Source organism: Bradyrhizobium sp. AS23.2 (assembly GCF_001908185.1).
Classification (GTDB): domain Bacteria; phylum Pseudomonadota; class Alphaproteobacteria; order Rhizobiales; family Xanthobacteraceae; genus Bradyrhizobium.
Window position 1 is genome coordinate 1 of sequence record NZ_LGHM01000256.1, and the last position, 10,857, is coordinate 10,857.

The following is a 10,857-nucleotide window of genomic DNA, read 5'->3' on the forward strand; positions in this document are numbered from 1 at the left end:
TTCCGCCGCGTCGCCACCCGCTTCGAAAAGACGGCCCGAAATTACCGCGCCGTCGTCACTCTCGCCGCAATCGTCCTATGGATGCGATAAGTGTCCACACCGCCTAGTGCTCAGATTACTCGCGCTCACCGACATGGATGCGGCTGCGCAGGTTCATCGGATTGCGTTTGACCATGCGATGCCGTGGCTCGTTGGGCTGCATACGCCGGACGAGGACCGCTGGTTCTACCGCGAGCGTGTCTTCGCGGCGTGCCGCATATGGGGCCGCTTCGACGACGATAGGCTGAGCGGGATCATCGCTTTCAGCGAGGGCAGGGTCGAGCAGCTCTACGTGCTTCCCACCGCCCATGGCCGTGGCGTCGGCACCGAACTTCTCGACGTTGCCAAACACGCCTGCGAACGGCGGGAGCTTTGGACCTTCCAGCGCAACCTGCCGGCGCGGCGCTTCTATGAGGCCCGCGGGTTCACACGGGTCGAGCAGTCGGATGGAACACGGAACGAGGAAAAAGAGCCCGACGTCCGCTACCTCTGGACGCGGGCAGGCCGATGAATCATTCCACCGCGTACCAGCGCACCAATCGTGGCGCCGCCCATTCGGTCGCGACGGACTCGATCAGCCAGCGGCCGGGGTAGGTCGCCGCGAATGCGATGCGCTGGGTCTGACCGGGTTCGATCGCGAGCGTGTCGAGCCAGTACGGCTTCCAGCCATCGTCGAGCCGGTCGAGCAGGCGGAAATGGTGGCCGTGCAGGTGGAACACGGTCGTCGTCGGGCCGGGGTTCTTCACGGCCAGGACGACGGTCCGGCCGGCCTTGGCGCGGAAGACGGGGGCGGCTGACGCAGTGAAGCTCGGCGGGCGGACCCAGCCCGCCTCGGCGGCTCCGAGCGCGACATCGAACCGCAGGGCGCCCTTGAGGTCGAGATGAGCCGGCAGACCGTTGGACGGCAGCGGTCCCGGGGGCGGCAGGCGAGCCGTCCGGAGCGGCGGCTCGGCCGATGTCAGGAGGCGGGCGACCGGGCGGGCCTCATTGCCGTCATGGAGCAGAATCGGTGCGGCGGACGCCGGCGCCGCGGAGCCGTCGAGAAAGACGTCGGCCCGGCCCCCGGGGGCGAGCACAAGGGCGCCATTGCGGGCCGTGAAGGGCTCGGCGGGCTGGCCGTCCAGGGCCATGACCAGGACTTCAACACCCTCGAATTTGACTGCAACAACAGCGCGTTGGCAGCCGTTGATCAAGCGGAGCCTCAGCCGCTCGTTCCGACGGAGGGTGAAGTCGGGGGCGATCTTGCCATTGATCGTGAAGATCGGCGCGATCTCGCCGCCGGTAGCACCCGGACGGAGCGCGGCGCCATCCGGGTCTAGGCGCCAGTCCTCGACCAGAAACAGCTCGTCGCGGTCGACCGCCAGCGGTTCGGTCTCCTGAACGACGACGGGCAGGGGACGGACCAGGCCCTTGAGAACGTCTTCGAACAGGCGAAGGTCCGCCATCAGGGTTCCGGCGTGAGGCATTGAAAGAATTGAGGTTTCTGTCCGGCCTGAGGCGATGGGCGAGCTCGCCAGCATCGGCTCGGCCGCGCTTGCACCGTCCAACCCGTGCCATGCTGGCGCAATCGGGACAGGCAGGTTGTTCTGGACGGCCACCTCGCAGCGGTCGCCGCGCCTGAGACGGACGGCTCCGGCGGGACTTGCGGCGGCCAGCTCCCAGATCGCTGCAGGCGGTTGAGTCGGCTTCAGGGCCAGCGTCGCCGGTCGCGCCTCAAGGGCGAGCCGGGCGGTTGCGGACGGAGCTGCGCCGCCGGCAATCGCCCCTGCTGCCGAAGCTGCCAGGCCAGCCAAAACCTCGCGCCGGGTCGGGGCAAAAAACCTTGTTGTCATGGCTCGATGCGGACCACGCGGCGCTGGATAAGTCCAGCCGTCGTGCCTACTTAAAGCGTGCCTCCAACGCGCCATTTTTTTGCTGCGAACAGTCAGGCACATGCTATAAGCCCGGCCGCCCGCGGCATCGCGGTCGGTCTTGATGCAAATTCACGCGGGCGTGGCGGAACTGGTAGACGCGCTGGATTTAGGTTCCAGTGACGAAAGTTGTGGGGGTTCGAGTCCCTCCGCCCGCACCAAGCGCTTTCAGCGTTTGCACGGATTACCGAAGGGCCTCACTCCTCGCGGATGCTTTCCGTCAGGGAGCCGGGTCCGATGAACCACCGGCGTTGAGGCGTTTGCCTCGCGTCGGATCGATTAATGACAGCGTCCCGACGCATGCGCGCCTGGACCGAACGAAAAGAAGATTGGACGCCATGCAGGTCACAGAGACCCTCTCGGAAGGATTGAAGCACGAGTTCAAGATCAGCGTTCCGGCGTCTGATCTCGACGCCAAGGCTGGTGCCAAGCTCGTCGACCTCAAGGACAAGGTCCGCATAAATGGCTTCCGTCCCGGCAAGGTGCCGGTCGCTCACCTGAAGAAGGTCTATGGCCGCTCGGTGATGGCCGAGACCATCGACCAGACCATCCGCGACACCAACACGCAGCTCTTCTCCGAGCGCGGCTTCCGCCTCGCGACCGAGCCGAAGATCACCATGCCGACCGAGCAGGCCGCGGTCGAGGAACTGCTCTCGGGCAAGACCGACCTGACCTACACGGTCGCGATCGAGGTGGTGCCAGCGATCGCGCTCGCCGACTTCAAGAGCTTCCAGGTCGAGAAGCCCGTCGCTGACGTGTCCGACACCGACGTGGACGAAGCGATCAAGCGCATCGCCGATTCCAACCGCAGCTATGCTGCAAAGGGCGAGGGCGCCAAGGCCGAGTCGGGTGAGCGCGTCACCATCGGCTTCAAGGGCACCATCAACGGCGAAGCCTTCGAGGGCGGCACCGGCGAGGGCATCCAGGTCGTGATCGGCTCCAATACCTTCATCCCCGGCTTCGAGGAGCAACTCATCGGCATCGCCGCCAATGAGACCCGCACCCTGAAGGTGTCGTTTCCCAAGAACTACATGAACGACAAGCTCGCCGGCCAGCCGGCCGAGTTCGAGACCACCGCGACGCTGATCGAGGCCCCGCAGGACGTCGCGGTCAACGACGAGTTCGCCAAGACGCTCGGCCTGGAATCGCTGGACAAGCTGAAGGAAGCCGCGCGCGAGCGTCTGGCCGCCGAGTTTGCCGGCGCGACCCGTCAGCGCGTCAAGCGCGCGCTGCTCGACCGCCTCGACGAGGCGCATCGCTTCGAGCGCCGCCCTCGCTCGTCGACGAGGAGTTCAATCTGATGTGGAACTCGGTCAAGGCCGAGATGGACTCCGCCGGCAAGACCTTTGCCGACGAGGACACCACCGAAGAGGCGGCCAAGGAAGAGTACCGCAAGATCGCCGACCGCCGCGTGCGGCTCGGCCTCGTGCTCTCCGAGATCGGCGAGAAGAACAAGATCACCGTGACCGACGACGAAGTTGGTCGCGCGGTGATCGAGCGGGCGCGCCAGATGCCCGGCCGCGAGAAGGAAGTCTGGGACTTTTACCGCAACAACGCCAACGCGCTGGCCCAGCTTCGTGCGCCGATCTATGAGGACAAGGTCGTCGACTTCATCCTCGAGCTCGCCAACGTGACCGAGAAGAAGGTCTCGCGCGAGGACCTCTACAAGGACGACGATGCGGAAAAGACCGCAGCCTGAAGGCTTTGAGAAAGCCTTCTATTAAGGATGATCAGCGAAGGGGCCCAGCTAGCCAGGTGGCTGGCTGGGCCTGTTTGTACGAATCAGCTTCAACTGCCCCGTGGATTAAGCCTTAATTCGCTCCGCACTTGTCTGGCGAGAATTGGGCTATATCTGTCAAGTCCTGCATCACGGGACGTCCATCGGCCTTCCGGCAAATCCAGCCAACGCTGGCAGCTGGGACTGCGATGTCCGCGTCCAAAAAAAACCCTAGGTGACTCATGCGCGATCCGGTTGAAACCTACATGAACCTCGTGCCCATGGTGGTCGAGCAAACCAACCGTGGCGAGCGCGCCTACGACATTTTCTCGCGCCTTTTGAAAGAGCGCATCATCTTCGTGACCGGCCCGGTCGAGGACGGCATGTCGACGCTGATCGTCGCGCAGCTGTTGTTCCTTGAAGCGGAAAATCCGAAGAAGGAAATCTCGATGTACATCAACTCGCCGGGTGGCGTGGTGACGTCGGGCCTTGCGATCTACGACACGATGCAGTTCATCCGTCCGCCGGTGTCGACGCTGTGCACGGGCCAGGCGGCCTCGATGGGTTCGCTGCTGCTCGCTGCCGGCGAGAAGGACATGCGCTTCTCGCTGCCGAACGCGCGCATCATGGTGCACCAGCCCTCCGGCGGCTTCCAGGGCCAGGCCACCGACATCATGCTGCACGCCCAGGAAATCCTGAACCTGAAGAAGCGGCTCAACGAGATCTACGTGAAGCACACCGGCCAGACCTACAAGTCGATCGAGGACGCGCTGGAACGCGACAAGTTCCTGACCGCGAACGACGCCAAGGAGTTCGGTCTGGTCGACAAGGTCATCGACAAGCGCGCCGAAGAGGCGGCGCCGGCGAAGGCCCTGTAGCACTACCGGGATTGCAAGAGCGGTCCCCGTGGATACCGGGGATCGTGAGGGCGGCGTTCACGTTCAGGACGCGTTCGCAGGCGCGCAAAAAGCTGTTTTGCGCCCTGCGACAGGCAGGAAGTTCCGCTTTCGTGCTTGTTTTTCGTGGCAATCCAGCAACGTCGGGGTGATTTCGATCACTTCAGCCCGTGCCAAGACGTGAAATCACGGTATTGTCACGGGTAGCCGGCGGGTCCCCGATTAGCGAATTCTTGATAGTCGGGTGACAGCATGGTTGGCTACGATTGATCGGCTATGATCGCGGGAGAATCGAGCGACCGTGATTCGCACGGGATGTAACGAGTAGGGTCTTTTTTTGGTACGGAATTTGCTCTATTTAAACTTCATGCCGGCGACGTGCCGGAATGGAGCGATCGAGCGATACGATCGAACCGCGGACGGAGACAGGAATGAGTAAGGTTGGCACGAGCGACTCCAAGAACACGCTATATTGCTCGTTCTGCGGCAAGAGCCAGCACGAAGTCCGCAAACTGATCGCGGGTCCCACGGTCTTCATCTGCGACGAGTGCGTCGAGCTCTGCATGGACATCATCCGCGAGGAGAACAAATCCTCGCTCGTGAAGTCGCGCGACGGCATTCCGACGCCGAAGGAAATCTGCAAGGTGCTGGACGATTACGTGATCGGCCAGAACCATGCGAAGAAGGTCCTGTCGGTCGCGGTGCACAACCACTACAAGCGCCTCAACCATCAGACCAAGCACAACGACGTCGAGCTCGCGAAGTCGAACATCCTGCTGATCGGTCCGACCGGCTCGGGCAAGACGCTGCTCGCGCAGACGCTTGCCCGCATCCTGGACGTGCCGTTCACGATGGCCGACGCGACGACGCTGACCGAAGCCGGCTATGTCGGTGAGGACGTCGAGAACATCATCCTGAAGCTGCTCCAGGCCGCCGACTACAATGTCGAGCGCGCCCAGCGCGGCATCGTCTACATCGACGAAATCGACAAGATCAGCCGCAAGTCCGACAATCCCTCGATCACGCGCGATGTGTCGGGTGAGGGCGTGCAGCAGGCGCTGCTCAAGATCATGGAAGGCACGGTGGCTTCGGTTCCGCCGCAGGGCGGCCGCAAGCATCCGCAGCAGGAATTCCTGCAGGTGGACACCACCAACATCCTGTTCATCTGCGGCGGCGCCTTCTCGGGCCTCGAGAAGATCATCTCGGCGCGCGGCCGGTCGACCTCGATCGGCTTCGGCGCTTCGGTGATGGCACCGGAGGACCGCCGCACCGGCGAGATCTTCCGCCACGTTGAGCCCGAGGATCTCCTGAAGTACGGCCTGATCCCCGAGTTCGTCGGCCGTCTGCCCGTCGTGGCGACGCTGGAGGACCTCGACGAGACCTCGCTGAAGAAGATCCTCACCGAGCCGAAAAACGCGCTGGTGAAACAGTACCAGCGGCTGTTCGAGATGGAGAATATCGAGCTGACCTTCGCCGACGAGGCGCTTGGCGCGGTCGCCCGCAAGGCGATCGAGCGCAAGACCGGCGCGCGTGGTCTGCGTTCGATCCTCGAAGCGATCCTGCTCGAGACCATGTTCGACCTGCCGGGCCTGGAAGGTGTGGAAGAAGTCGTTATTTCGCGCGAAGTTGTGGAAGGAACGGCACGTCCGCTCTACATCTACGCCGATCGGTCCGATCGCGCCGTCGAGAACGCCAGCGCCTGATCTGCGGCGCTGGAGGCCAAATCGTTCAGTCAGAACTGACGGCTGCGGAATTGTATCTCCGCAGCCGATGTTGCGTCGCTTATATGCGTGCGTAAGCGCCAGATGGCGCGCATTTTTCAATGACTTGACACCCCCCGGGTCGATAGCCACCTAATGTCGGGGGCGAGCTGGAATTCCCTTCAAGATTCGCCTCAGTTCCGATCTGTTGAGCCGGTCCAATTCGTGAGAGGACCGACCGGTTCTGCGGATCACCTCGGCACCTTGTGGCGGTTGCGCATGATCATGGCGGGCTGCGTGCAAGGGGGCAAAGCAAAAGGAAAAGGCCATGACTAATCCCAAACCCCGGCCAACCATTGTCCATGGCGAAACGCACGCCTATCCCGTGCTGCCGCTGCGCGACATCGTCGTCTTCCCGCACATGATCGTGCCGCTCTTCGTTGGCCGCGAGAAGTCGATCCGCGCGCTCGAAGAGGTGATGAAGAACGACGCGCTGATCATGCTCGCGACGCAGAAGAACGCGTCCGACGATGATCCGGCGCCCGATGCGATTTACGAGACCGGAACGCTTGCCAGCGTGCTCCAGCTCTTGAAGCTTCCCGACGGTACCGTGAAGGTGCTGGTCGAAGGGCTCGAGCGTGCGCACGTGCAGAAATACACCGATCGCGCCGACTATTACGAAGCGACCGCGGTTGCGCTCGCCGACACCGATGCGAAGTCGGTCGAGGCCGAAGCCCTGGCGCGCTCGGTCGTGTCCGACTTCGAGAGCTACGTGAAGCTCAACAAGAAGATCTCGGCCGAGGTCGTCGGCGTGGTGCAGGCGATCACCGATTTCGCCAAGCTCGCCGACACGGTTGCCTCCCATCTCGCCGTCAAGATCGCGGATCGCCAGGGCATCCTGGAGACGCTGTCCGTCACCACGCGCCTTGAGAAGGTGCTGGGCCTGATGGAGAGCGAGATCTCGGTGCTGCAGGTCGAGAAGCGCATCCGCTCGCGCGTCAAGCGCCAGATGGAGAAGACCCAGCGCGAGTACTATCTCAACGAGCAGATGAAGGCGATCCAGAAGGAACTCGGCGACGACGACGGTCGCGACGAGCTCGCCGATCTCGAAGAGAAGATCTCCAAGACCAAGCTCTCCAAGGAAGCGCGCGAGAAAGCGCAGCATGAATTGAAGAAGCTGCGCCAGATGTCGCCGATGTCCGCGGAAGCGACCGTCGTGCGCAACTATCTGGATTGGCTGCTGTCGATCCCGTGGAACAAGAAGTCCAAGGTGAAGAAGGACCTGGAAGCGGCGCAGGCCATCCTGGACTCCGATCACTACGGGCTCGAGAAGGTCAAGGAACGTATCGTCGAGTATCTCGCGGTGCAGTCGCGCGCCAACAAGCTGACCGGGCCGATCCTGTGCCTCGTCGGGCCTCCCGGCGTCGGCAAGACCTCGCTCGGCAAGTCGATCGCGAAGGCGACGGGGCGTGAATTCGTGCGCGTCTCGCTCGGCGGCGTGCGCGACGAGGCCGAGATCCGCGGTCACCGCCGCACCTATATCGGCTCGATGCCCGGCAAGATCATTCAGTCGATGCGTAAGGCGAAGTCGTCCAATCCGCTGTTCCTCCTGGACGAGATCGACAAGATGGGCGCCGACTTCCGCGGCGATCCGTCCTCGGCGCTGCTCGAGGTCCTCGACCCCGAGCAGAACGCGACCTTCAACGACCACTACCTCGAGGTCGACTACGATCTGTCCAACGTGATGTTCATCACGACCGCGAATACGCTCAATATTCCCGGGCCGCTGATGGACCGCATGGAGATCATCCGGATCGCGGGCTACACCGAGAACGAGAAGGTCGAGATCGCGCGCAAGCATTTGATCCCGACCGCGGTGTCCAAGCATGGCCTGGACTCCAAGGAGTTCTCGATCGACGACGACGCGCTGCTGTTGTTGATCCGTCGTTACACCCGCGAAGCGGGCGTGCGTAACCTGGAGCGTGAGCTCTCCACACTCGCCCGCAAGGCGGTGAAGGAGCTGATGATCTCCAAGAAGAAGTCGGTCAAGGTCACCGAGAAGACTCTGGAAGAGCTTCTGGGCGTGCCGAAGTACCGCTTCGGCGAGATCGAGAGCGAGCCGCAGGTCGGCATCGTCACCGGCCTTGCCTGGACCGATGTCGGCGGCGAGCTGCTGACCATCGAAGGCGTCATGATGCCCGGCAAGGGCAAGATGACGGTCACGGGCAATCTGCGCGACGTCATGAAGGAATCGATCTCGGCGGCGGCGTCCTACGTCCGCTCGCGCGCGATCGTCTACGGCATCGAGCCGCCGCTGTTCGACCGGCGCGACATCCACGTTCACGTGCCGGAAGGCGCAACGCCGAAGGACGGTCCGTCGGCGGGCGTAGCAATGGCCACCGCGATCATCTCGGTCATGACCGGCATTCCGGTCCGCCACGATGTCGCGATGACCGGCGAGATCACGCTGCGCGGCCGCGTGCTGCCGATCGGTGGCCTGAAGGAGAAGCTGCTGGCCGCCGCCCGCGGCGGCATCAAGACGGTGCTGATCCCCGAGGACAACGCCAAGGATCTCACGGAGATTTCCGATGCGATCAAGGGCGGCATGGAGATCATCCCGGTCTCCCGTCTGGACGACGTCGTCGCCAAGGCGCTGGTGAAGAAGCCGGTGCCGATCGTCTGGGAAGAGGACACCAAGGTGACGGTGAAGCCGGACGGCGACGAAGCCGCCGGCGGCCTGACCGCTCACTAGGGTTCAGCGAAAGATGATAAAACGGCGCCTTCGGGCGCCGTTTTTGTTTTAGGGGCGAGGGGATCATGGCGATGCAGATCGACGGGCAATGCCATTGCGGGCAGATTACCTTTGAAGCCGGGATCGACCCCGAGGCCGTCTCGGTTTGCCATTGCCGCGATTGCCAGGCGCTGACGGGATCGCCGTTCCGCGTGACGGTCATCTGTTCCGGCGCCGACGTCCACCTGACGGGCGGAACGCCAAAAGTCTACGGCAAGCGCGGTGACAATGGCCGGATGCGCTTCCAGCATTTTTGCGGCAACTGCGGTTCCCCGCTGTTCACGAGCGGCGAGGGCGACCAGGCCGACGATTGGGGTATCCGCTGGGGCAGCATCCGCCAGCGCGACGCCTTGCGGCCCGTCAGGCAGATCTGGTGCCAGTCGGCTGCGGTGTGGATCGACGCGGTGCCGCTGCTGCCGGGTAGGCCGGGAGATTGAGGTCGGCTTGCCTAGCCGTAGCCCGCGAAGCGGGCGAAGGCTGGTGGGCGGTCACGGATTCGAACCGCGGACCCTCTCGGTGTAAACGAGATGCTCTAACCAGCTGAGCTAACCGCCCCTCGGCGCCTCTTTAGCCCTCCGATGGGGGGAGGAGCAAGGGGCGGCGGCGCCGCAAACTGCGCTCATTTGACCGCTTGATGGGCTTCCGGCGTGCTATCACCGCCAGCAAAGCGACAGAGGGCCCAATGGAACAGCGAAGCGGACACGCAGAGAACGCCGATCAAATCGCCTATTGGAACGGTCCCAGCGGGCAGCGTTGGGCCGACCGTCACGCGGTGCAGGAGAAGCTGCTCGGGCCGATCGCCGATATCCTGATCGACCGCGCCAGGCCGAAGCCGGGCGAGCGCGTGATCGATGTCGGCTGCGGCTCGGGTGCGACGACAGTCGCGTTTGCGAAAGCAGTGGCGCCGAGCGGCTTTGCGCTTGGGCTCGACGTCTCCGACCCAATGCTGTCGCAGGCGCGTGCGCTGGCGCCGAAAGGCCTGCCGCTCGATTTCGTGCTGGCCGATGCGACGGTCCATCCGTTCGAACCGGCGAGCTTCGATCTGCTCGCCTCGCGTTTCGGCGTGATGTTTTTCGCCGGTCCGATCACTTCCTTCACCAACCTTCGTCGTGCGTTGAAGCCGACCGGGCGGCTCGCCTTCATCTGCTGGCGTGAGCCGAAGGAGAATCCCTGGATGATGGCGCCGCTGATGGCGGTCTACAAGCATGTGCCGAAGATGCCGCCGGTCGGGCCGGAGGAGCCGGGCCCGTTCGCCTTCGCCTCGGAAGAGCGCGTGATGCGCATCCTGAAAGGTGCTGGCTTCGTGGACGTGGCGATGGAGCCGCACAATCTCGCGATGGACATCGCCATCGGCGGCGGGCTCGATGCCGCCGTCGACGGCTCGCTCCAGATCGGTCCCGCCAGCCGTGCGCTCCAAGGCCATCCGCCGGAGACCTACGAGGCCGCAAAAGCCTCCATCCGCGAGACGCTCGCGCCTTTCCTCAAGGGCCAGTCGGTGGCCCTGCAGGGCGCGATCTGGATCGTGACGGCGAAGGCGGCGTAGACAGTTTGCTGCCGCCGTTGTGGCGTACGTCGCTGCCACACACTCGCTGTCGTCCCGGCGAAGGCCGGGACCCATATGTGGACGGCCCCCCGTGGCACAAGAGCTTTGTGAGGTTTGATCGGATCGCTTGCATCCATATGTCCGGCCTGTCGGTGCAGCTTGATAGCCGCTGGCCAAGATGGTTTCCGCAACACGAGTTCCAATCAACCCTGCGACCTTGTTCGGCCAATGGGTCCCACGGATTTGCTCGCGTCTCGGGTC

General features: G+C 63.7%; 7 protein-coding genes, 2 tRNA genes and 2 pseudogenes. 9 read left to right on the forward strand and 2 right to left on the reverse strand.

The features are described from left to right. Positions 1–90, forward strand: a pseudogene (locus tag AC630_RS39785) (IS5/IS1182 family transposase); the annotation flags it as partial. A gap of 16 nt (positions 91–106) precedes the next feature. Then, complete coding sequence (locus AC630_RS39790) at positions 107–550, forward strand: GNAT family N-acetyltransferase (protein ID WP_074123804.1); 444 nt, start codon at positions 107–109, stop codon at positions 548–550. A gap of 1 nt (position 551) precedes the next feature. On the opposite strand, the gene AC630_RS39795 is transcribed toward AC630_RS39790, so the two are convergent. After that, complete coding sequence (locus AC630_RS39795) at positions 552–1,871, reverse strand: multicopper oxidase family protein (protein WP_074123805.1); 1,320 nt, start codon at positions 1,869–1,871, stop codon at positions 552–554. A 154-nt stretch (positions 1,872–2,025) separates the two neighbouring features. Between AC630_RS39795 and AC630_RS39800 the strand changes: the two genes are divergently transcribed. The 6 genes and pseudogenes from AC630_RS39800 to AC630_RS39825 all read left to right on the forward strand — a co-directional run bounded on the left by AC630_RS39800 (position 2,026) and on the right by AC630_RS39825 (position 9,490). Further along, positions 2,026–2,110: transfer RNA gene (locus tag AC630_RS39800), tRNA-Leu, on the forward strand. 177 nt (positions 2,111–2,287) lie between these two features. Continuing rightward, positions 2,288–3,648 (forward strand): annotated as a pseudogene (gene tig, locus AC630_RS39805) (trigger factor). A gap of 260 nt (positions 3,649–3,908) precedes the next feature. Next, complete coding sequence (locus AC630_RS39810) at positions 3,909–4,544, forward strand: ATP-dependent Clp protease proteolytic subunit (protein WP_074123806.1); 636 nt, start codon at positions 3,909–3,911, stop codon at positions 4,542–4,544. 449 nt (positions 4,545–4,993) lie between these two features. After that, a complete protein-coding gene (gene clpX / locus AC630_RS39815) occupies positions 4,994–6,265 on the forward strand; it encodes an ATP-dependent Clp protease ATP-binding subunit ClpX (RefSeq protein ID WP_074123808.1) in 1,272 nt (423 codons plus the stop codon). Between the two features lie 325 nt (positions 6,266–6,590). Beyond that, complete coding sequence (gene lon / locus AC630_RS39820) at positions 6,591–9,014, forward strand: endopeptidase La (RefSeq protein WP_074123807.1); 2,424 nt, start codon at positions 6,591–6,593, stop codon at positions 9,012–9,014. 71 nt (positions 9,015–9,085) lie between these two features. Next, positions 9,086–9,490: a GFA family protein gene (locus tag AC630_RS39825; protein WP_074123809.1), complete on the forward strand. Its 405-nt coding sequence runs from the start codon at positions 9,086–9,088 to the stop codon at positions 9,488–9,490. 41 nt (positions 9,491–9,531) lie between these two features. On the opposite strand, the gene AC630_RS39830 is transcribed toward AC630_RS39825, so the two are convergent. Continuing rightward, a tRNA-Val gene (locus tag AC630_RS39830) sits at positions 9,532–9,608 on the reverse strand. A 127-nt stretch (positions 9,609–9,735) separates the two neighbouring features. Between AC630_RS39830 and AC630_RS39835 the strand changes: the two genes are divergently transcribed. Beyond that, positions 9,736–10,596, forward strand: coding sequence for a class I SAM-dependent methyltransferase (locus AC630_RS39835; RefSeq protein WP_074123810.1), 861 nt, complete (start codon positions 9,736–9,738; stop codon positions 10,594–10,596). Positions 10,597–10,857: the final 261 nt, after the last annotated feature.

Bases quoted from the DNA above. Each gene is read 5' to 3' on its own strand.
- AC630_RS39795 (WP_074123805.1), bottom strand. From the start codon at position 1,871: ATGACAACAAGGTTTTTTGCCCCGACCCGGCGCGAGGTTTTGGCTGGC.
- AC630_RS39810 (WP_074123806.1), top strand. From the start codon at position 3,909: ATGCGCGATCCGGTTGAAACCTACATGAACCTCGTGCCCATGGTGGTC.
- clpX (WP_074123808.1), top strand. From the start codon at position 4,994: ATGAGTAAGGTTGGCACGAGCGACTCCAAGAACACGCTATATTGCTCG.
- lon (WP_074123807.1), top strand. From the start codon at position 6,591: ATGACTAATCCCAAACCCCGGCCAACCATTGTCCATGGCGAAACGCAC.
- AC630_RS39825 (WP_074123809.1), top strand. From the start codon at position 9,086: ATGCAGATCGACGGGCAATGCCATTGCGGGCAGATTACCTTTGAAGCC.
- AC630_RS39835 (WP_074123810.1), top strand. From the start codon at position 9,736: ATGGAACAGCGAAGCGGACACGCAGAGAACGCCGATCAAATCGCCTAT.